The following is a 21,663-nucleotide window of genomic DNA, read 5'->3' as shown; positions in this document are numbered from 1 at the left end:
CTTGCGTCCGGCCGTGGCGCGTGCCTCAGCCTTTCGCGTACTGCTCGCAGATTTCGTTCACGGCGCGGCATACGCGCGCCACGTCGTCGTTCGTCATCTGCGTGAAGAGCGGCAGCGTGACCGTGGTCGCGCCGAATCGCTCCGCGTGCGGGAACATGCCTGCCTTGAAACCGCGCTCGCGATAGAGCGTAAACAGGTGGATCGCCGGGTAGTGCACGCCCGAGCCGATACCACGTTCCTTCAGTTGCTCCATGAATGCGGCGCGGCTGATCGTGAGTTTTTCGAGCGGCAGCGTGATCTGGAACATGTGCCAGTTGCTGTTCGCGAAGTCCGCCACAGGCAGACCCACGCCCAGCTTGCGCGCCGTGCCGCCCTCGAAGCCCGCGAAGTAGGCGCGTGCAAGCTTGCGCCGTTGTTCGGTGAAACGCTCGATGTGCTTGAGCTGGCCGAGGCCCACGCGCGCCGCGACATCCGTGAGATTGTACTTGCCGCCGAGCACGTCGCAGTCCATGCCGTCGAAGCCCGTGCGCGTGATCCCCTGCAGACGGTACTTCTGGGCGAGCACGGCTTCGGCTTCGTTGTTCAGCACGAGCGCGCCGCCCTCGATCGACGTGAGGTTCTTGTTCGGGTGAAAGCTGAACGACACGAGGTCGCCGATCGCGCCAATGCGCTTGCCGTTCCACGTCGCGCCGAACGCCTGGGCCGCATCCTCGATCACGCGAAGGCCGTGCTGGCGGGCGATCGCGTAGAGGCGGTCCATGTCGACGGGCATTCCCGCCAGATAGACGGGGATGAGTGCTTTCGTGCGCGGCGTGATCGCGGCTTCGAGACGGTCGAGGTCGATGTTGCGCGTGACGGGATCGATGTCGGCGAACACGGGCGTCGCGCCGACTTCATAGATCACGTTGCTCGTGGCGACCCACGACGCCGGCGTGGTGATGACCTCGTCGCCCGGACCGACGCCCGCGATGCGCAGACCGATCTCGAGCGTCGCCGTGCCCGAGTTGAACGTGCGCACCGGGCGGCCGCCGCAGAATTCTGACAGCGCGGCTTCGAACGCCTGGTTTTGCGGACCGGTCGTGATCCAGCCTGAGCGCAGCACGTCGGCGACGCCCTGGATGGTTTCTTCGTCGATCTCAGGTTTGACGAACGGCAGGAACGCAACGTTGGACTGGGTCATGAGTGCTTTGCTCGTGAAGATTGGGACGAGATGCAAGGATGCGCCCGCAACCCTGCAAACTACTTATATGGGGCCTGAAATGGCTTGCCGCAAGGCTCGCGAGACGCTTCTAGCTGCGCGCGAGCACGAACACGCCGATCAGGATGATCCCGATGCCAACGAGCCGCTGGACGGAAAGCACCTCGCCGAACAGGTACCACGCCGCGAAGGCGTTCACCACGTAGCCGAGCGAGAGCATCGGGTAGGCGATCGAGACGTCGACGCGCGACAACCCGACAATCCAGACGACGACGCTCACCACGTAGCAGGCCAGTCCGCCAATGATCGGCAGCTGCGTTGCGAGCTTAAAGCCGATGGGCAGAATGTTCGCACGCGTGAAATCGAAGTGTCCAACAGCATTGACACCGGCTTTCAACAACAGTTGCGCGCAGGCATTCAGGCCGACGCCGGCGAGGATGCAGAAGAGGGAAATCGGATTCATTTCAGGAAAATTCGACAGATATTGGGGGCGGAGGGTGGCGGCACTTACGTGGCATTCGCGTGGCTCCGGCGTGGCACCCGCGCGCCCAGCCGGAATTATCGCCTGGGCGGGCGCTGCCGCCGACCGGCGCTCATGGCTGCGGCGGCCTTTCGACCACCACGCGCCGGGCGTCACGCGCAACTACCTGCATCGGCAGACCCTGCGCGGCCAGTTCGTCGTACCGCTGCGCCGGGAGCAATGCGAGCGCGTAGCGGGAGGCTTTCCAGCGCTGTTTCCACTCGTCGATGGTCGGAATCCACTTCTGCGGTTCCTCGTCGATGCCGAATTTGAGCTCGTCGGTGACCGCGACCATCGTCATGGTGTGGCCCACGTAGAACGGCAGCGTGTGGTCGAGCACGCCAACCGAATAGAACGGCGTGTCGGGCGGTAATTTTGCGATGGCCGCGCGCACGGCTGGCGCTAGCGGCGCGCCCGAACTGACGGTGCCGAAGACGTCGTGGCCGGTGCCGGCGATCGTCGCGAGCAGGAGCCATGCCGTGCCGAGCGCGACGGCCGGGGAGGCCGCGCCAGTCGCGGGCGTGCGCGGCGAGCGGTTCAGCCACAGGCCGATGGCCGTCACGACGAAGCCCACCGCCGCCGCAGCGAACACCCACACCTGGAATTCGCGATAGAGCACGTTTGGATTACGCGCGTCACCGAGTCGCGTGAGGTAGAACGAGCCGATCGCAAGCGCGAGGCACAGGAACATGTAGCCGGCGAGGTGGCGGCGCCATTGTTCGCGGGTCATCAGCGGCAGGTACATGCCGATCAAAAGCGCGAGCGGCGGGGCGATTGGCAGCGTGTAGGACAGCAGCTTCGAGTGCGAGACGCTGAAAAACACGAAGATGAAGACGCTCCACACGAGCATCAGCGTGACGGGTGCGAACCCGTTGGGCTGGCGCGGCGTCGAGAGCGCGTGACGCAGACTTTGCACGCTCACCGAGAGCCACGGCAGGAACCCCACGAGGATCACCGGAACGAAGTACCAAAGCGGGCCGGGGCGATTCTGCTCAGGGGTGAGGTAGCGGCGGAACTGCTGGACGATGAAGAAGAAGTTGAAAAATTCGGGATTGCGTTGCTGGACGAGGATGAACCACGGCGAGACGATCGCGAAGAAGACGATCAGTCCGCTCACGAGGTAGAGGCGCTTCCAGAGCGCCCAGTCGCGCGCAATGAACGTATAGAGGACGAGCACTGCACCGGGCAGGATCAGTCCGACGAGCCCCTTCGAGAGCACCGCAAGCCCCATCGCTGCCCAGCAGACCCACATCCACAGCCGCACCTGGCCCCGTGGCAGACCGGGGCGCTGGGCCAGCAGCAGCGCGCAGAGCGTGAGCTCCATCCAGAACGACAGGGCCATGTCGAGCGTGTTGAAGTGGCCCATCAGGTTCCAGTAGGGGGCGGTCGCGAGCACGAGCGCCGCGAAAAAGCCGGTCGCCGCGTTGAACACGCGCGTGCCCGTGTAGCCGATCAGCAGCACGCCCGCGAAGCCCGTGAGCGCGGTGTAGAGGCGCGCCTGCCATTCGCCGATGCCAAACCACATGAACGTGAGCGCGTTGGCCCAGGTCTGGAGCGGCGGCTTTTCGAAGTACTTATAGGCGTTGTAGCGCGGCGTGATCCAGTCGCCGGTCGCGAGCATCTCGCGCGCCATTTCGGCGTAGCGGCCTTCGTCGCTCGGCAACAGGTGGCGCCAGCCGAGCGGCACGAACCAGATCACAGCGAGCGCCACGATCAGCAGCAGGATCGCGGCGCGGCTCAGCGGCCTCGAAAGCGTTTCGTTCATGGGTTCCAGCCTGTTATTGCGTTCGGGGTACGGCCGCGGCGCCTCATGCGCGCGGCGCGCAAGTGTACGTCATCGGGCCGCCCGGCGGCTTAAGGCTCGATTAACTTGCGAGACAGATCAGCGTTCGATCAGAAGCGCCGCAGCAACCCGGCGGCCCTCGGCCATCAGGATGTTGTAGGTGCGGCATGCAGCCTTGAAGTCCATCGCCTCCACGCCGATCCGCCGCGCCGCCAGCGCCGAGGTCAGGCGCGGATGCGGAAAGCGCAGTCGCTCGCCGCTGCCGAACACGACGACTTCGGGGGCGGGGGCAAGCAGCATGTCGAACAGTTCGGGTGTCAGGGCGTCGAACGAACTCACCGGCCAGGGGATGACCGGCGAGTCCGGCATGACGATGACGCTTCCTTCGTGGCGTTGCAGATTGACTTCGACGTAGCCGGCGCCATAGCCGGTGACGGTGTTGAGCGCGCCGCTCGAGTCCTGGTGTAGTTTCAAAACGTTGTTCCGGGTTGTCGCCGCCTGGTTGCCGCTCAGTGGCCGCCTGATCGCCGTTTGGCGATACGTGCGTTCGCAGTCGGCCTCGCGTGGCGGCCAATTGCCGGGGCGGCGGCCGTCGCTGTGGCGGCGCTATGGGCGTCGCTGGGTGTGGCAATGGGCGCGCCTGGTTGTCATTCCGGATTCTCCGGCACGCCCGGTGCGCCCGACGTCGCGTCTTGCGCATTGCGGAAGTCGGGCAATATCCGCTAAATTATAACTTTTTAGCCGCTGCTGCGGCGCCCCTCGCTTCGCGCGCCGTCTGCCACAAGCTATGCGGCCTGCTCCGCCATCAACAGACGAGCTACCAGGCAGGCCGAGGTTTCCGCCAGACAATCCCGGGATGGGACAAGACGCGCGTCCACCGGGCCGGTTCGAAAGGGCAGCAACCTCGGGGCAGCAACCGGGGCGCGCACCCCGGACCGGGCCGAAGGGCTGCCCACGGCCGTTTTCCCCGGCCGCGGCCCCGTATCTTATTCCACCGAAGTTCCGGTCTGGTCGATGGCGCCCTCTGGGCGGCGTGCCCGGCAAGACGCGGGGGCGCTTGGCAGGCCTGCCAGGGACGCTCGGATCCGGGGTCCGAGCCGTCCGGGCAGCACTGGTTTTTTCGCGGGCCGCTGCGCCGCAAAGCGCAGCCCGTCGCCGGTACACCCCCTGTTCAGCCGTTGTTCGGCCCGATTTACCCCATTTAACTGACTGCTCGCCGTGAAACCGATCCTGAAATCCAACAAGCTGCAGAATGTCTGCTATGACATTCGCGGACCGGTGCTCGAACATGCGAAGCGCCTCGAAGAAGAAGGCCACCGCATCATCAAGCTGAACATCGGCAACCTCGCCCCGTTCGGCTTCGACGCGCCGGACGAGGTCATTCAGGACATGATCCTGAACCTGCCGGGGGCCTCCGGCTATTCCGATTCGAAAGGTGTGTTCGCCGCGCGCAAGGCGATCATGCATTACGCGCAGCAAAAGGGTATCAAGGGTGTCGAACTCGACGACATCTACATCGGCAACGGCGCATCCGAACTGATCGTCATGGCGATGCAGGCGCTCCTGAACGACGGCGACGAAGTGCTGCTGCCCGCGCCCGACTATCCGCTGTGGACGGCGGCGGTGAGCCTCTCGGGCGGCACGCCGGTTCACTACATCTGCGACGAGTCGAACGCCTGGATGCCGGACCTCGACGACATCCGCGCGAAGATCAACCCCAACACGCGCGCGATCGTCGTCATCAACCCGAACAACCCGACCGGCGCCCTCTATTCGGACGATCTGCTGCGCGGGCTCGTGGCGGTCGCGCGTGAGCACGGCCTCATCCTCTTCGCCGACGAGGTCTACGACAAGATCATCTACGACGGCAAGACGCATACGGCACTCGGCTCGCTTTCCGAAGACGTCATCACGGTCACGCTCAACAGCCTCTCGAAGAGCTATCGCGCGTGCGGCTACCGCGCGGGCTGGATGTTCCTCTCCGGCATGACGGGCGAGAACCGCCGCCGCTCGAGGGACTATACCGAAGGGCTTGGCATCCTCGCCTCGATGCGCCTGTGCGCGAACGTGCCGGGCCAGTATGCGATCCAGACGGCCCTCGGCGGCTATCAGAGCATCAATGAACTGATCCTGCCGGGCGGGCGCCTGTATCGCCAACGCGAACTCGCCTACAACATGCTCACGGCGATCCCTGGCGTGAGCTGCGTGAAGCCCGAGGCGGCGCTGTACATGTTCCCGCGCCTCGACCCGAAGCTCTATCCGATCGAGAACGACCAGCAGTTCATCCTCGACCTGCTCCTGCAGGAGCGCGTGCTGCTCGTGCAGGGCACGGGCTTCAACTGGAAGCAGCCGGACCACTTCCGCGTGGTGTTCCTGCCGAACGTCGACGACCTGACCGATTCGATCAACCGCATCGCGCGTTTCCTCGACGGCTACCGTATGCGGCACGGCACCTGAGTCGATCTGACCGGCACAATGACCGGTACGATCACCGGTAAAAACGCGCCACGGACAACACAGCATTCCCTTTCACACATTTGAGACGAACACACGCTGCATGGAACCGATCAAAGTAGGTCTCTTGGGCTTCGGCACGGTGGGCAGCGGCACCTTCACGGTACTGCGCCGCAACCAGGAAGAAATCAAACGGCGCGCCGGCCGCGGCATCGAAGTGACGCGCGTCGCCGCGCGCAACCCGGCCAAGGCCACGGCGGCGCTCGGCAGCGCGGCTGGTACGGTGGACCTCACGACCGACTTCAATGCGGTTGTCGACGATCCGTCGATCGATATCGTCGCCGAAATGATCGGCGGCACGGGCATCGCGAAGGACCTCGTGCTGCGCGCGATCGCCAACGGCAAGCACGTCGTCACGGCGAACAAGGCGCTGCTGGCGGTCCACGGCACCGAGATTTTCGAGGCTGCGCGCGCAAAAGGCGTGATGGTCGCGTTCGAGGCGGCGGTGGCGGGCGGCATCCCCATCATCAAGGCGTTGCGCGAGGGACTCACGGCGAACCGCATCGAGTACATCGCGGGCATCATCAACGGCACGACCAACTACATCCTCTCGGAAATGCGCGAGCGCGGCCTCGACTTCGCGACCGCATTGAAGGGCGCGCAGGAACTCGGCTACGCCGAAGCCGATCCGACCTTCGACATCGAAGGCGTGGACGCGGCGCACAAGGCCACGATCATGAGCGCGATCGCGTTCGGCGTGCCGGTGCAGTTCGACAAGGCCTACGTTGAAGGCATCAGCAAGCTCGACGCCATCGACATCAAGTACGCCGAGGAGCTCGGCTATCGCATCAAGCTGCTCGGCATCGCGCGACGCACCGAGCACGGCATCGAACTTCGCACCCATCCCACGCTGATTCCGGCCAAGCGCCTGCTCGCCAACGTGGAAGGCCCGATGAACGCCGTTGTCGTCCACGGCGACGCAGTCGGCACGACGCTTTATTACGGCAAGGGCGCGGGCGCGGAGCCGACGGCCTCCGCGGTGGTCGCCGATCTCGTCGATGTCACGCGCCTGCACACGGCCGATCCCGAGCATCGTGTGCCGCATCTCGCGTTCCAGCCGGAGAGCCTCTCGAACACGCCGATCCTGCCGATCGACGAAGTCACGAGCGGGTACTACCTGCGCCTGCGCGTCGCCGATCAGACCGGCGTGATGGCCAACATCACGCGCATCCTGGCCGACAACGGCATTTCGATCGACGCGCTCCTGCAAAAGGAATCGGAGCAGATCGACGCGCAAGGCAAGGCGGAGACCGACATCATTCTGATCACGCACCTCACCGTCGAAAAGAAGGTGAACGCGGCGATCGCGCAGATCGAGCAGCTGGCGACCGTGAAGTCGTCGGTGACGAAGCTGCGCATGGAAGGACTGAACTAAGGGCATGGCAATGAATTACGTATCGACGCGCGGCGCGGGCGCCGGCGAGCATCACTCGTTTTCGGACATCCTGCTGGGCGGCCTCGCGCGCGACGGCGGGCTGTATCTGCCGTCGCAGTATCCGCGGACGTCCGCGGAAGAGCTCGCGCGCTGGCGCGGTTTGTCTTACGCGGATCTCGCGTTCGAGATCCTCTCGAAGTTCTGCGATGACATTCCCGCCGAGGACCTGCGTGACATCACGCGCCGCACCTACACGGCGGCGACGTACTGCAACGTGCGCCACGGCGAGGATGCGAGCAAGATCACGCCGCTCACCGCGCTCGGCGAGGAAAATGGCACGCAGCTTTCACTGCTCGAGCTCTCGAACGGTCCGACGCTCGCGTTCAAGGACATGGCGATGCAGTTGCTCGGCAACCTCTTCGAGTACGCGCTCGCAAAGGCTGGCCAGCAGTTGAACATTCTCGGTGCGACCTCGGGCGACACCGGCAGCGCCGCCGAATACGCGATGCGCGGCAAGAAGGGCGTGCGCGTGTTCATGCTCTCGCCGCACAAGAAGATGAGCGCGTTCCAGACCGCGCAGATGTTCAGCCTGCAAGATCCGAACATCTTCAACCTCGCGGTGGAAGGTGTGTTCGACGATTGCCAGGACATCGTGAAGGCCGTCTCGAACGACCTGACGTTCAAAGCGCAGAACAAGATCGGCACGGTGAACTCGATCAACTGGGCACGCGTCGTCGCGCAGGTCGTCTACTATTTCGCCGGTTATTTCGCGGCCACAAAGAGCAATGATGAGCGCGTGTCGTTCACGGTGCCGTCGGGCAACTTCGGCAACGTCTGCGCGGGCCATATCGCACGCATGATGGGTCTGCCGATCGAAAAGCTCGTCGTCGCGACCAACGAGAACGACGTGCTCGACGAGTTTTTCCGCACCGGCATCTACCGGGTGCGCGGTTCCGCAGAAACGTGGCACACGAGCAGCCCGAGCATGGACATCTCGAAGGCGTCGAACTTCGAGCGCTTCGTCTTCGACCTGCTTGGCCGCGATCCGGCGCGCGTTGCGCAACTGTTTCGCGACGTCGAGGAGAAGGGCGGTTTTGACCTCACGGCGAGCGGCGACTTCGCGCGCGTCGCGCAGTTCGGCTTCGTGTCGGGCAGCAGCAGCCACGCCGATCGCATCGCGACGATCCGCGACGTCTACGCACGTTACAGCACGATGATCGACACCCATACGGCCGACGGCGTGAAGGTTGCGCGCGAGCATCTGCAGCCGGGCGTGCCGATGGTCGTGCTCGAGACCGCGCAGCCGATCAAGTTCGGCGAGACGATCCGCGAGGCACTCGATCGCGAGGCCGAGCGTCCGGCGGCGTTCGCGGGGCTTGAGTCGCTGCCGCAGCGCTTCGAGGTGATGCCAGCAAGCGCACAACGCGTGAAGGATTACATCGCCGCGCATACGGCGGACTAATCCCGGTTCAGCCGCTTACCGCCGCTTCTGGCGGACCGGAGTCGACTGCGTAGCGAGGACGCGGCACAGCACCGTGTCCTCGCCGCTACAATAACGGCAGACCAACCGTTGCAGGCGGCTCGAGAGCCGTCTCCCAGACGCTCCGATGTCCAATTCCCCTACTAATGCTCCTGCTGCGCGCGCTCCGATGCTTTCCACGGCCGAGGCGCTCGCGACGCTGCTGGGCGCGGCGAGCCCGCTCGCGCTCGCTGATAACGGGACCGAAACGCTTCCGACGCTCGACGCCCTGAATCGCGTGCTAGCCGCCGACGTGGTGTCGCCGCTCGACGTGCCGCCGATGCACACGAGCGCGATGGACGGCTACGCGGTGCGTGTCGCCGATCTCGTGCAGGGCAACCGCCGGCTGGCGGTCTCGCAGCGCATACCGGCGGGCCATGCTCCAGAGCCGCTGGCGGCAGGCACGGCTGCACGCATCTTTACGGGCGCGAGTGTGCCGCCCGGTGCGGATGCCGTGGTGATGCAGGAGCAGACGGAGGCCATTGAGCACGACGTGGTCTTTGTCCATACGCCAAAGCCCGGCGAATGGATCACGGCGCAGGGTGCGGACATCCGCAAGGGCTCCGTGATTCTGCCCGCGGGCACGCGGCTCACGCCGCAGGCACTCGGGCTGGCTGCGTCGGTGGGCTGTGCGACGCTCGACGTGGCGCGCCGTGTGAAGGTCGCGGTGTTTTTCACCGGCGACGAACTGACGATGCCCGGCGAGCCGCTGCGTCCCGGCGCGATCTACAATTCGAACCGCTTTACGCTAAACGGTCTGCTGCGCAACCTCGGCTGCGAGGTGACCGATTACGGCATCGTGCCGGACAAGCTCGACGCGACGCGCGCGACGCTGCGCGAGGCCGCTGCCGCGCATGATCTCATCCTGACCTGTGGTGGCGTGTCAGTGGGTGAGGAGGATCACGTGAAGCCGGCGGTTGAAGCTGAAGGGCGGCTCGCGATGTGGCAGATCGCCATGAAGCCGGGCAAGCCGCTCGCGTTCGGCGCGGTGCGGCGTGGCGACGCCCAGACGGGCGAAGCGTTCTTCATTGGGTTGCCAGGGAATCCCGTGTCGAGTTTCGTCACCTTTCTGCTGTTCGTGAGGCCGTTTCTGCTGCGGCTCTCCGGTGTGACGCAGGTCAGTCCGCGTGCGCTGTCGTTGCGCGCCGATTTCACACAGGCGAAGGGCGATCGCCGCAACGAGTTCCTGCGCGCGCGTGTCAATCCGGCGGGCGGCCTCGATCTGTTCCCGAACCAGAGTTCGGCCGTGTTGACCTCGACGGTCTGGGGCGACGGCCTGATCGACAATTCACCGAATCACGCGATCAGCGCCGGCGAGACGGTGCGCTTCATCCCTTTCACTGAATTGCTGTATTGAACCGGACGTTATGAAGATCCAGTTGAGATTTTTTGCGAGCGTGCGCGAGGCGCTGGGCGTGGCCGAGGAATCGGTGACGGTGCCGGATGGCATTGCAACGGTGGGCGACGTACGTGGCTGGCTGCGCGCGCGCGGCGGCGCGTGGGCAGAGACGCTGGCGGAAGGCCGCGCGCTGCGCATGGCCTGCAATCACGTCATGACCGAGCCGGGTACGCGGATTACCGACGGCTGCGAGGTGGCGTTTTTCCCACCGGTGACGGGCGGCTGAAGCGCCAAGGAGAGCAGTCATGCCTGTGCGCGTGCAAACCGAAGATTTCGACCTGACGACAGAAGTCGCGCAACTGCGTGCGCGTAATCCTGCGATCGGCGCGGTGGCGTGCTTCGTCGGCACCGTGCGCGACCTGAACGAGGGCAGCACCGTCGCGACGATGGAGCTGGAGCACTATCCCGGCATGACCGAAAAGGCGCTGGAGAACATCGTCGCCGAGGCGCAGCGCCGCTGGCCTGGCATCGAGGTGCTGGTCGTGCATCGGGTGGGCAAACTGGCGCCGCTTGACCAGATCGTCCTCGTGGCGACGACTTCGATGCATCGCGGTGACGCCTTCGCGTCTTGCGAATTCGTGATGGACTACCTCAAGACCGAAGCGCCGTTCTGGAAGAAGGAAGAGACCGAGCATGGCGCGCGGTGGGTGGACGCCCGCGTAACCGACGACGCGGCGCTCGCGCGCTGGGGGATCGCTTCGGGGAATGCGGCGCCGGAGAAGGGGTGAGGGCGCTCGCGTCGCCGGGCGAGGGCATCGGCCGTGATCCATGGGATGGACTTCGACGGTGAAATGCAACTAACAGCCAAATCGTCGGGTCGCTGCAGAGCGCTAGGCCGCGCCACTACCGTCGTCGACGTCTGCCGACCGGCCGACGATTTTCGTGGGAAATGGCTCGCCAGCCGGGCGCGCCGGAACTTTGTGATCGTGGTCAGAGTCCGCAGGTCGCCTGCGCGGCGATATACGCTCCAGCAGCGCCTGCTGTTCGGGCGGAATCGTGTAGTCCCAGCCAAAGCGGCTCAACTGCAGACTCTGCGCGATCCGGAGCGCGGGCTCCATGAACTGCACAGCCGCAGCGGGTTGATAGCGCGACTCGACGGTATCGAGGAACAGATAAAGCCAATGGCTGAAATGGGTCGGTTCGATGCCGGGCAGCGGTTGATGCACCTGCTGCACATTGCCGCGGTACGTCTTGCTGCCGAGCACGAGACTGCCCCAGAATCGGCACATCTTCGGAAGATGGTCGTCCCAGCGGCCCGCCAGCGCTTCCTCGAACACCGGCCCCAGTGTTGCATGCGCGCGCACGCGGTCGTAGAACGCGTAGACGAGGTCGCGAATATTCTCTTCGGTGGGTTCGGCGTGTCGCGTGTCGGCGACGGGGGCATCAGTTGAAGTCATCGTACAACCGGGAATTTCGGACGAGCGTGCCCGCCCTTTTATCAGAAGTACCTATCATACCCAACCAGCGCAAAACCTGCATCGCAACTGCATGTTATTGTATGGTTTTTGTTGCCCGCGTCCGCTGCTGATCATGAAACTGACCGACTACACCGACTACTCGCTGCGCGTCATGCTCTACCTCGCCTTGCGCGGCGAGGAGCTCGCGACGATCCAGGAGATCTCGGATGCGTATGGCATCTCGAAGAACCACCTGATGAAGGTTGTGCAGCGGCTTGGCGAACTGGGCTGGGTGGACACGATCCGTGGTCGCAATGGCGGGCTGCGCCTCGCACCAGATTCGCTCACACTTTCCGTGGGCGAAGTTGTGCGCCATACCGAGAACGACTTCGCGCTGGTGGCTTGTTTCGGCGGCGAGCAAGTCGAGCGACGCACCTGCGTTATCGAGCCGCATTGTCGTCTCAAGCATGCGCTATGGGCCGCCCGCGCGGCATTCCTGGCCGAACTGGACGGCTACACGATAGGCGAGCTCGCGCAGCCGACGGCTGAACTGTCGGGCCTGCTCGGCCTTGCACCCGTCACCATCGTGCCGACGCCGGCAAAAAAGCTGGCGGCGCGCCGCCCCTCGAGCGAACATTAAGCTTCTGCTACGCGCTTCCTGGGCGCGACAATTGACCACAGTGGGCCTCAACGGGCTCCAGCGGGCTCCAACGCCGCGGCCCGAGACGTGTTCGTGCGTCTGATTCAGAAAATCGGAAAAAATGACGTGATGGGTGCTTGAAACCCGAATATTGCCCCTCAGATTTGGTGACAGTTAAGAAACTGGAGGTCTCGTACTAATGAGAATCGACAAACTCACCACCAAGTTCCAGGAAGCGATTTCCGATGCGCAGAGCCTCGCCGTCGGCCACGATAACCAGTACATCGAACCTGTTCACCTGCTCGCCGCACTTGTCGCGCAGCAGGACGGTTCTGCGCGCTCGCTGATGTCGCGCGCGGGCGTGCAGGTTCAGGCGCTCCAGAACGCGCTAAACGACGCAATCACTCGCTTGCCCCAGGTGCAAGGCACAGACGGCAACGTGCAGATCGGCCGTGACCTCGCCGGACTGCTCAATCAGGCCGACAAGGAAGCGCAAAAGCTCAACGACACCTATATTGCGAGCGAGATGTTCCTGCTCGCCGTCGCTGACGACAGGGGCAACGTAGGCCAGCTCGCGCGCAAGCACGGCCTGACGCGCAAGGCGCTCGAAAGTGCGATCGTCGCGGTGCGCGGCGGCGCGCAGGTCAACAGCCAGGACGCCGAAAGCCAGCGCGAAGCGCTCAAGAAATACACCGTCGATCTGACCGAGCGCGCGCGTGCGGGCAAGCTCGACCCCGTGATTGGCCGCGACGACGAGATCCGCCGCTCGATCCAGATCCTGCAGCGCAGGACGAAGAACAACCCGGTGCTGATCGGCGAGCCGGGCGTCGGGAAGACGGCGATCGTCGAAGGGCTCGCGCAGCGCATCGTCAATGGCGAAGTGCCCGAGACACTCAAGGGCAAGCGCGTGCTCTCGCTCGACATGGCAGCGTTGCTCGCGGGCGCGAAGTATCGCGGCGAGTTCGAAGAGCGCCTGAAGGCCGTGCTCAACGACATTGCGAAGGACGAAGGGCAGACCATCGTTTTCATCGACGAAATTCACACGATGGTTGGCGCAGGCAAGGCCGAAGGCGCAATGGATGCGGGCAACATGCTCAAGCCGGCGCTCTCGCGCGGCGAACTGCACTGCATCGGCGCGACCACGCTCGACGAATATCGCAAGTACATCGAAAAGGATGCCGCGCTCGAGCGCCGCTTCCAGAAGGTGCTCGTCGACGAGCCGTCGGTCGAGGCGACCATCGCGATTCTGCGCGGTCTGCAGGAGAAGTACGAACTGCATCACGGCGTCGAAATCACCGATCCGGCGATCGTCGCCGCGGCAGAGCTTTCGCATCGCTACATCACCGACCGCTTCCTGCCGGACAAAGCCATCGACCTGATCGACGAAGCCGCTTCGAAGATCAAGATGGAAATCGACTCGAAGCCCGAGGAGATGGACAAACTTGATCGTCGCCTGATCCAGTTGAAGATCGAACGCGAAGCCGTCAAGAAGGAGAAGGACGAAGCTTCGCAGAAGCGTCTGCAACTGATCGAGGAAGAGATCGACCGCCTGAGTCTGGAATATAAGGACCTCGAAGAAATCTGGACCACCGAGAAGGCCGCGGTGCAGGGTAGCGCGCAGATCAAGGAAGAGATCGAACGCGTGCGCGCCGACATCACGAAGCTTCAGCGCGAAGGCAAGCTCGAGAAAGTCGCGGAATTGCAGTACGGCAAGCTGCCGCAACTCGAAGCGCAACTGAAGCAGGTCACGCAGGCCGAGGCGGACGAGCAGCACAATCCGACGCGTCGGCGTCTGTTGCGCACGCAGGTGGGCGCGGAGGAAATCGCGGAAGTCGTGTCGCGTTCTACCGGCATCCCCGTTTCGCGCATGATGCAGGGCGAGCGCGAAAAGCTGCTGCTGATCGAAGACAAACTGCACGAGCGCGTGATCGGCCAGGACGAGGCGATCAACGCCGTCGCCGATGCGATCCGCCGTTCACGTGCGGGCCTCGCGGACCCGAACCGGCCGTATGGCTCGTTCCTGTTCCTCGGGCCGACGGGCGTCGGCAAGACCGAACTGTGCAAAGCGCTGGCGGGCTTCCTGTTCGATTCGGAGGACCATCTGATCCGCATCGACATGAGCGAGTTCATGGAGAAGCACAGCGTCGCGCGGCTGATCGGCGCGCCGCCGGGCTATGTGGGCTACGAGGAAGGCGGCTATCTCACCGAGGCAGTGCGCCGCAAGCCGTATAGCGTGATTCTGCTCGACGAGGTCGAGAAGGCCCACCCGGACGTGTTCAATGTGCTGCTGCAGGTGCTCGACGACGGCCGCATGACCGATGGACAGGGCCGTACCGTGGACTTCAAGAATACGGTGATCGTGATGACGTCGAACCTCGGTTCGCACCTCATTCAGTCGATGGCGGGCGAGCCGCAGGAAGCCGTGAAGGACGCGGTGTGGAACGAAGTGAAGCAGCAGTTCCGTCCGGAGTTCCTGAACCGGATCGATGAGGTCGTGGTGTTTCACGCGCTCGATCGCGCGAACATCCAGTCGATCGCGAGGATCCAGTTGCAGCGCCTGCGCGAGCGCCTCGAAAAGCTCGACATGGAGCTTGTGGTGTCGGACGACGCGCTGGAGCAGATCGGCAAGGTCGGCTACGACCCGCTGTTCGGTGCCCGTCCGCTCAAGCGCGCGATACAGCAGGAGATCGAGAATCCGGTCGCCAAGCTGATCCTCGCGGGCAAGTTCGGGCCAAAGGATGTGATTCCGGTCGACATCCACGACGGCAAGTTCGTGTTCGAGCGCGTCGTGCACTGAGCAGGACGGGTGCACGGTCCGGACTCATCGGGCCGTGTGTGCCGACACCATAAAAAAGGGCAACGGAGCTTTTCCGTTGCCCTTTTTTTATGCCCGCGCGTGCGCGCGAACGTGACTTACGCCGACTTGTTGCCGCCGAACAGGGAGGCGAGGCTACCCAGCGTGCCAAGTACGTTACTGGTGTTGATCTGGCCGTCGGCGGGCACTTCGCCATTGGGCGTGGCCGCATTGACCACGTGCGGCAGGACCTGGGAGAGCAGGCCGCTCACCTGGTCCGGCTGCATGCCGACCTTTTGTGCGAGGCCCGAGACCACATCGGAACCGAGTACGTTGTGCAGTTGATCCGGCGAAATCGCCTGATTTTCGCCGGTGCCGACCCACGACTGCACCACGTCGCCGAGGCCGCCTTGCTGGAATTTCTGGACGAGGCCGTTGAGGCCGCCGGGCTGGTTGTTGACGAACTCCATCGCCGCTGCGACGAGTTGGGCGTGGCCGCCGCCTTGTTGCTGCGACGAAGAACCGAACAGGGAACCGAGGGTATCTAGCAGGCTCATGACTTTCTCACAGGATGATGGCCACGTTTGGGAACGTGGCCGGAAAACCGGGCGGTGCACACGTTGCGCACCGTGCGTGGCGGACCGGCGTCGGCGAATATCGTCTCGGCCGGAAACCACCGGATAGCAGGCGCCGATAATCAGGCGCCCGAAGCGGCTGCATCGGACGCAGCCTTACTCTTCTTCGACTTTCCCGACTTCTTGCCCTTTGTCTCGGAAGCGGCGCCTGGCGCTGCGGCCGCAGGACTCGCTTCAGCTGCGCTCGCGGCTTCGGCGGCCTTTTCTTTCTTGCTCGCATGCTTCGACTTGCCGGCTTTGGCCTCGGAAGCGGTCTGCGGCGCATTCGCCTCGGGCGCCATCGCCGGATTGGGCGCCGTGTTCGCGGCAGCAGCGGGCGCTGCGCTCGTGGCCGCCTTGCTGCTCTTCGGCGTTGCAGCGGGTTTGCCGGACGGCGGCGCCGACGATCCGTTGATCGTCAGACCAGCCGCTTCGAGGTTCACCACCGATTTCGGGCCGATGCCTTTGACGCGGTTCACGAGGTCGTCGGCGTCCTTGAACGGGCCATGTTGGGCGCGCTCGTCGAGGATCGCCTTCGCGTGGGCCGGGCCGATGCCCTTGACGGACTCGAGCGCGGTTTGATCGGCGGTGTTCACTTCCACGGCGCTCGCCATTAACGCGGACATCGAGAGTCCAAAGGCAACGAACAGCATCAGCAGCTTTTTCAGCATGACTATCACTCCATTGAGGGCAAATCCAGGGAGCCGGGAACGGACGACGCATCCTTCAGGTGTGCTGCGCTACAAGGATAGGACAGTTGGCGTATCCATGAACCGGGCGCGTTCGACTTATACGCCCCGATTTGTGACACGTAAATCGGGCCAAACAATCTTTAATACTTATGTGTATCGGGTAGGCAGAGGATTAGGGGCGGTAACGGTCGCGCGTGTCGCCGTGGGGCAGGCGAACGGTTTTCAGGTGTGATCGCGCGCAACGTTACTTAGCGATCCGCCGGTACGGTGTGGCGTGCAAGATGTCGGGCGCCGTAGAGCGTTGGCGTGCCAGCGATGGGCGTGCAGCGTGGCGACCCTGCGCACGCGTTCGCCAGCCCCGTTTGCCAGCCCGCTAGCGTTGGATGTCGGCGCCGGCGCGCAGATAACGCCGGCTCACGCGCGCGAGATAGACCATGAGTCCGGCGCCCGCAATCACGAGGCTCGCCATGTTGGCGAGCCAGAAGCCCCGTGCGCCGATGGCCCAGGCGGGCACCGTTCCAGTCACGTCGAAGCCGAGCGCGTAGCCGCCGCCGAGGCCGACGCCCCAGAGCGCGACGGCATAGATCACGGTCGGCACGACGGCGACCTTATACGCCCGCAGCGCGAACGCCGTCGAGACCTGTAGCGCGTCGAACACGTGATAAAGCGCGACGATCGCAACAAGCGGCATCGCGGCCACGACGACAGCCGGGTCCGGCGTATAACCGCCAATGATGAGCGGCCGCAGCAGGAAGACGGCGAGGGCGAAGCAGCACGCGATCGTCACGGCGGTCGCGATGCCGTGACGCGCGAGCGTGCGCGCTTCGGCCGGGCGGTTGGCGCCCAGCGCCTGGGCGACGAGCGTCGAGGTCGCGACGCCAATCGAAAGCGGCGTCATGTACAGCACGGCGCCGAGATTGCCGGCAATCTGGTGACCCGCTAGCGTCGTCGTGCCGAGCCGTGCGATGAAGATCGCCATGAAGGTGTACGAGGTCACCTCGATCAGATACGAGAGCCCCATCGGGATGCCGAGCTTGAGCAGTTCGGCCTGACGTCGCCAGTGCGGCCAGCAGAAGTGCCTGAAGATGCCGAATGGCGCGAACACGTCGAGTCTGGTCAGCGCAAGTACGGCGAGCACCGCGAGTGCACAGTTGATCGCGGTGCTCGCCAGCGCACATCCCGGGCCGCCGAGCGCGGGGACGCCGAGTCCTCCGAAGATGAGCCAGCGGTTGAGCAGCACCTTGAGGACGAGCGCGCCCACCTGCATGACCATCACGAGGCGCGGCCGCCCGACCGCATTGGCGAGCGAACTGTAGATGCGAAAGAAGAGGCCGGCAGGCAGCCCGAACGAGAGTAGCCGCAGATAGTCGACGGTGCGCTCGCGCAGCGCCTCGGGCGCGTGGGCGAGGTCGAGCAGCGGACCGGGAAAATAAAGCGCTGCACAGCCGATCACCATCAGCACAAGCGCGAGCCAGCATGCCTGGCGCACCATCTCGCCGATCTGGGCGTCGCGCTGCGCGCCAAAGAGTTGCGCGGCGACGGGTTGCAGCGCACTCAAGATGCCGGTGAGGCTGATATAGACGGAAATGTAGATCGACGAACCGAGCCCGAGCGCCGCGAGATCGAGCGCCGAGTAGCGGCCCACCATGGCCGTGTCGATCACGCCGAACGCGATGATCGCGAGCTGGCCGATCAGTACCGGCCACGCAAGGCCGGCGATACGGCGTACGTCGCCGCGGACGGTACCGGTCACGGCGACCTCAGTCCGGACGTTTGCGCCAGACGTGGTGGGTCGCCGGCGGATGCGGCCGGTCGACGCGCACGTACAGGCGGAAGCGCTCGTCGCGGTCGGCTGCGCGGCGGCCTTCCCAGACCAGGTTCCAGGCGAAGTTCGGCATCGGACTCGGTGCGCTGTAGTCCTGGGTGTCCTGGCGCAGGATCACGTCGCAGTCTTCGTCGAACGAAAAGTTCATGTTCCCGAAATAGGCGAAGGTCGCGATTTGCGCATCGCCGAGCCGGACCGGCGTGATGCACGTGTAATCGGCGGGCAGGTGGGTAGCGATCTGTTGCGCGACGTCGCGATAGGTCCGGCTGTAGTTGACGACCGGCAGCCACAGCGTCATGAGCAGCACCCACATGAGCGTAGTGCCGCCGCTCGACAGCACGACGCTGCGCCACAACACCTTCGGATGCCGGGCGACGCGCCACTGGACGAGCATCATCCAGCAGATGGTCACGGCGAGCGCACAAACGAACGAAAGAATCTTGAACTGCGGCGTGAAGCCGGGCGCGAGGCGCGCGAGATTACGCGCGAGCGGTGCCGGGAATCCGGTTATGCCGGCGAGCCAGACCAGCCACACGAACGTGCCGAGGATCGTGAAGCTCAGCACGGCGAACCAGTCGATCGCGTTGATCGCGCCGCGCTTGAGCGTGGGCAGCGCAAACGTCGCCAGTACCGACAGCGCGGGCAGGGCGATCATGAAAAGGCTGTTTGTTTCGTGACTCTGCACGACCACGAGGATCAGGAGCGGGACGATGATCGACAGCGGAATCGCGATGTGCGGCGCGCGGCGCAGGCCCGCCCAGCTGAAACAGGCCCAGATTGCCAGCGGCCATGCGGGCCACGTGAAGAGCGGCAGATTCTTGGCGGCGTAGCGCAGGACCGTGCCCGGCGGCCCCGAGAAGTAGTTGATGCTCGACTTGATCCACTGATTGAGGAACCAGACGGCATCGTCGGGATAGAGATGCAGCGCGAGGATCGGCCACGACAGCGCGACGATCAGCGCGACCGGCAGCCCAGCCGCGAGCAGCCAGCGTGAGCGCGTCGCGGGGGCGACGGCCAGCATGGCAAGCGTGCCCAGCAGCAGCGCGGCGACTTGCACGAGGCCGCTCGACAGCGTCTGGATACCGAGCGCGAGGCCCCACCAGAGTGCGCCCTGAATCGGCTTGTCGATGGCGCGCACGATGCCGTATAGCAGCATCGCGATGCCGGCGAACTGCATGAGCTGTGGCGTCGTCTCGTGGCCGCGTTCGGCGAGGCCGAAGCAGGCCAGCAGGATCAGAAGCGCACCGTCGCCGAGCGTGCGGCCGTAGTCGCGCGGCTCGGGTTCTCCGCCGAATGCGTATTTGAACGGCTGAACTTCGGGGCGGCGGCCCAGCAGATATGCGCTGTACCAGACGAACGCACAGGCGACACAGAAGAGCACGCCGGTGGCAATGCGGGCGGCGTTACTCGCGTCCACCCACGGCGTGAAGATGCGGATGCTGAGCGCGCCGAGCCAGTAGCCAAGGGGGCCGTTTTCCGTAATGTATTTGCCGACGAGGTTCGGCAGCAGCCAGTCGTGGGAGGTCCCGCCTGCCATGGTCCACATGACGCCGAAGCCGGCTGCGTCCTCGTTCTTCCACGGATCGCGGCCGAACAGGCCGAACGACGCGAACACGATACAGATGGCCAGCAGCAGCCAGCGCGGCAGGGCGCTGGTGGCGGAGGCGGTCAGTCGAATGGCTGGCTTCATTCAGTACGAGAGAGTCGGGTGAGCGGACCGGCTGGCGCGGCCCCGTTGCGCCATTGCCGCGAGGAACGGTACCTCTGGGCGAACCAGGACGGCGCCGATGGCATGCCGGGTCGCTGCAGTGGGCACTAACATCGGGCTGGTCCGAAGCATCCGGCATTCTAGCCGGGCCACCAGCGGCGCGCCACGATGCATTGGCCCGAAACGGTGACCGACCGACCCAAACGTTGATGCGAAGCGTTCCGGTGTGGGCGTGGCTGGTAACCGACGAGACAAAGGGTGCGAAAAGCGGCGCGAAAAAAGAAGCGAAGAGCGGTGCGACAAGGAGCGGCGCAGCAACAAAAAAGGGCAGCGTTCGCTGCCCTTTCTGTTCCGGGACCGGCGCGAAGCCGGTACAGGTGTTCCGCGAAGCTTACTTCGTGGCCTTGCCCGTGGCGCGCGCGCCGAACTTCTTGTTGAACTTCTCGACACGGCCGGCCGTGTCCATGATCTTTTGCGTGCCCGTGTAGAACGGATGCGATTCCGACGACACTTCGATCTTGGCGAGCGGGTAGGTCTTGCCGTTGAACTCGGCGGTTTCGCGCGTCTGGATCGTCGAGCGGGTCACGAACTTGAAGTCGTTCGAAACGTCGATGAACAGGACTTCGCGGTAATCCGGGTGAATGCCTTCTTTCATGGTTTTTCCTTAAATCGGGCGGTAGCCAACCCGCGTGCCTGTAACCCCGTAGTTGCGGTCCGCAGTTGCGGTGTCACAGGACCTTGATCGCGCGAGCCACTTACACAAGGTCGAAAAATGGAGATTATGCCAGATAATCAGCCGGTTGGCGATTATTTGAGGTCTGGCTCGCCAAAACCCGCCAGTGCACCGGCTCGGGCCGGGTCTTGCCGGTAGTAGCGGGCGAGCAGCCGGTACAGTTCGGGATACTCGGCCTCGAACGCCTTCGGCTTGACGAACAGCGCCTCGGTGCAGACCGCGAAGAACTCGGACGGATGGTCGGTCGCATACGGATCGATCAGCGATTCGCGCTCGAAGCGCGCCCAGTGCCGCTGCGGAACCGCGTCAACCTTTGCGCAGAACTGATCGTAGGCGTTGTCGAAGACGTCGGCCCAGGCGGACGCATCGAGCGGCGCGTGCCAGCGGCGATAAAGGGGCGGATGACCGTCCGTCTCGCCGTTCGCCATGTCGATCTTGTGCGCGAATTCGTGGATCACGACGTTGTAGGCGTCGGTGCCGTCGGTCATTTGCGCGTCCTCCCACGAGAGGATCACTGGCCCGCCATCCCATGCTTCGCCGCTCGCATCGTGCTCGACTTCGTGCACGACGCCATCCTCGTCCTCGACGGTCTTGCGGATTACGAATTCGCCCGGGTACACGATCACGCCGACCCAGCCGCGGTACAGATCGAGTGAGAGATTCAGAACCGGCAGCGATGCCTGCGCCGCGATCGATACCGTCATGCGGTCGGTCAGTTCGAGGCCGTGCGCGGTCGAGAACTCCTTTTGCGCTATGAAGAGGCTCGTCAGATCGCGCAGGCGCGCGAGATCGGCGGCATCGAGGTGCGCGAGGAACGGCAGGCCGTTGAGCGTGGCCTGCCAGAGTGCGTCGTCGATCGCATGGGTGCGCAACGCCTTTTCGCGGCGGCGCGCGCCGAACCACTGGGACAGTTTCGATAGCATCGCCGGATTGTGTCGTGATGGGTGCCGCG

19 protein-coding genes are annotated in these 21,663 nt (G+C 64.4%); 8 read left to right on the top strand and 11 right to left on the bottom strand.

What is annotated here, in order from left to right; translation table 11 throughout:
- Window positions 1-25: 25 nt before the first annotated feature.
- The 4 genes from D1Y85_RS08615 to D1Y85_RS08600 form a co-directional block, all read right to left on the bottom strand.
- On the bottom strand, window positions 26-1,180 hold the full coding sequence (locus tag D1Y85_RS08615; RefSeq protein WP_124150633.1) for a DegT/DnrJ/EryC1/StrS family aminotransferase: 1,155 nt from the start codon (window positions 1,178-1,180) through the stop codon (window positions 26-28).
- A gap of 109 nt (window positions 1,181-1,289) precedes the next feature.
- Entirely contained in the window at window positions 1,290-1,661 is a 372-nt protein-coding gene (locus D1Y85_RS08610; RefSeq protein WP_124150632.1) for an SMR family transporter, read from the bottom strand.
- Window positions 1,662-1,791: 130 nt separating this feature from the next.
- Window positions 1,792-3,483, bottom strand: a complete 1,692-nt coding sequence (locus D1Y85_RS08605; protein WP_124150631.1) for a glycosyltransferase family 39 protein — start codon at window positions 3,481-3,483, stop codon at window positions 1,792-1,794.
- 117 nt (window positions 3,484-3,600) lie between these two features.
- Entirely contained in the window at window positions 3,601-3,975 is a 375-nt protein-coding gene (locus D1Y85_RS08600) for an Mth938-like domain-containing protein (RefSeq protein WP_124150630.1), read from the bottom strand.
- A gap of 735 nt (window positions 3,976-4,710) precedes the next feature.
- Here D1Y85_RS08600 and D1Y85_RS08595 point away from each other — a divergent pair.
- From D1Y85_RS08595 to D1Y85_RS08570, 6 genes are all read left to right on the top strand, one after another.
- Complete coding sequence (locus D1Y85_RS08595) at window positions 4,711-5,958, top strand: pyridoxal phosphate-dependent aminotransferase (RefSeq protein ID WP_124150629.1); 1,248 nt, start codon at window positions 4,711-4,713, stop codon at window positions 5,956-5,958.
- Between the two features lie 100 nt (window positions 5,959-6,058).
- Window positions 6,059-7,390 carry a homoserine dehydrogenase gene (locus D1Y85_RS08590; RefSeq protein ID WP_124150628.1) on the top strand — a complete coding sequence of 444 codons (1,332 nt, stop codon included), beginning with the start codon at window positions 6,059-6,061 and terminating at the stop codon, window positions 7,388-7,390.
- Between the two features lie 10 nt (window positions 7,391-7,400).
- Window positions 7,401-8,852 carry a threonine synthase gene (thrC, locus tag D1Y85_RS08585; RefSeq protein ID WP_124150627.1) on the top strand — a complete coding sequence of 484 codons (1,452 nt, stop codon included), beginning with the start codon at window positions 7,401-7,403 and terminating at the stop codon, window positions 8,850-8,852.
- A 187-nt stretch (window positions 8,853-9,039) separates the two neighbouring features.
- Entirely contained in the window at window positions 9,040-10,266 is a 1,227-nt protein-coding gene (locus D1Y85_RS08580; protein ID WP_342773460.1) for a molybdopterin molybdotransferase MoeA, read from the top strand.
- Window positions 10,267-10,276: 10 nt separating this feature from the next.
- Window positions 10,277-10,534: a molybdopterin converting factor subunit 1 gene (gene moaD / locus D1Y85_RS08575; RefSeq protein ID WP_124150625.1), complete on the top strand. Its 258-nt coding sequence runs from the start codon at window positions 10,277-10,279 to the stop codon at window positions 10,532-10,534.
- Between the two features lie 19 nt (window positions 10,535-10,553).
- Window positions 10,554-11,036, top strand: a complete 483-nt coding sequence (locus tag D1Y85_RS08570) for a molybdenum cofactor biosynthesis protein MoaE (protein WP_124150624.1) — start codon at window positions 10,554-10,556, stop codon at window positions 11,034-11,036.
- Between the two features lie 102 nt (window positions 11,037-11,138).
- Here D1Y85_RS08570 and D1Y85_RS08565 read toward each other — a convergent pair whose 3' ends face one another.
- Entirely contained in the window at window positions 11,139-11,705 is a 567-nt protein-coding gene (locus D1Y85_RS08565) for a group III truncated hemoglobin (RefSeq protein ID WP_124150623.1), read from the bottom strand.
- Window positions 11,706-11,838: 133 nt separating this feature from the next.
- Between D1Y85_RS08565 and D1Y85_RS08560 the strand changes: the two genes are divergently transcribed.
- Both D1Y85_RS08560 and clpB read left to right on the top strand, forming a co-directional pair.
- On the top strand, window positions 11,839-12,345 hold the full coding sequence (locus D1Y85_RS08560; protein ID WP_124150622.1) for an RrF2 family transcriptional regulator: 507 nt from the start codon (window positions 11,839-11,841) through the stop codon (window positions 12,343-12,345).
- A gap of 199 nt (window positions 12,346-12,544) precedes the next feature.
- Window positions 12,545-15,142, top strand: a complete 2,598-nt coding sequence (gene clpB, locus D1Y85_RS08555) for an ATP-dependent chaperone ClpB (RefSeq protein WP_124150621.1) — start codon at window positions 12,545-12,547, stop codon at window positions 15,140-15,142.
- A 116-nt stretch (window positions 15,143-15,258) separates the two neighbouring features.
- Here the strand turns inward: clpB and D1Y85_RS08550 are convergent, their stop codons facing one another.
- From D1Y85_RS08550 to D1Y85_RS08525, 6 genes are all read right to left on the bottom strand, one after another.
- The gene (locus D1Y85_RS08550; protein ID WP_124150620.1) at window positions 15,259-15,696 is read right to left on the bottom strand and encodes a YidB family protein; all 438 of its coding nucleotides are present in this window, start codon (window positions 15,694-15,696) and stop codon (window positions 15,259-15,261) included.
- A 140-nt stretch (window positions 15,697-15,836) separates the two neighbouring features.
- Entirely contained in the window at window positions 15,837-16,424 is a 588-nt protein-coding gene (locus tag D1Y85_RS08545) for a ComEA family DNA-binding protein (RefSeq protein ID WP_124150619.1), read from the bottom strand.
- Between the two features lie 394 nt (window positions 16,425-16,818).
- Entirely contained in the window at window positions 16,819-18,198 is a 1,380-nt protein-coding gene (locus D1Y85_RS08540; protein ID WP_124150618.1) for an MATE family efflux transporter, read from the bottom strand.
- Between the two features lie 7 nt (window positions 18,199-18,205).
- The gene (locus tag D1Y85_RS08535) at window positions 18,206-19,960 is read right to left on the bottom strand and encodes an ArnT family glycosyltransferase (protein WP_124150617.1); all 1,755 of its coding nucleotides are present in this window, start codon (window positions 19,958-19,960) and stop codon (window positions 18,206-18,208) included.
- Window positions 19,961-20,369: 409 nt separating this feature from the next.
- Window positions 20,370-20,633, bottom strand: a complete 264-nt coding sequence (locus tag D1Y85_RS08530; protein ID WP_124150616.1) for a type B 50S ribosomal protein L31 — start codon at window positions 20,631-20,633, stop codon at window positions 20,370-20,372.
- A gap of 152 nt (window positions 20,634-20,785) precedes the next feature.
- Window positions 20,786-21,634, bottom strand: coding sequence for a M90 family metallopeptidase (locus D1Y85_RS08525; protein WP_124150615.1), 849 nt, complete (start codon window positions 21,632-21,634; stop codon window positions 20,786-20,788).
- Between the last annotated feature and the right edge of the window lie 29 nt (window positions 21,635-21,663).

Origin of the sequence: Paraburkholderia dinghuensis (assembly GCF_003837865.1) — a bacterium.
GTDB lineage: Bacteria > Pseudomonadota > Gammaproteobacteria > Burkholderiales > Burkholderiaceae > Paraburkholderia > Paraburkholderia dinghuensis.
Note: the sequence above shows the minus strand (reverse complement) of the source record. Positions and strands in the feature narration are given on the sequence as shown.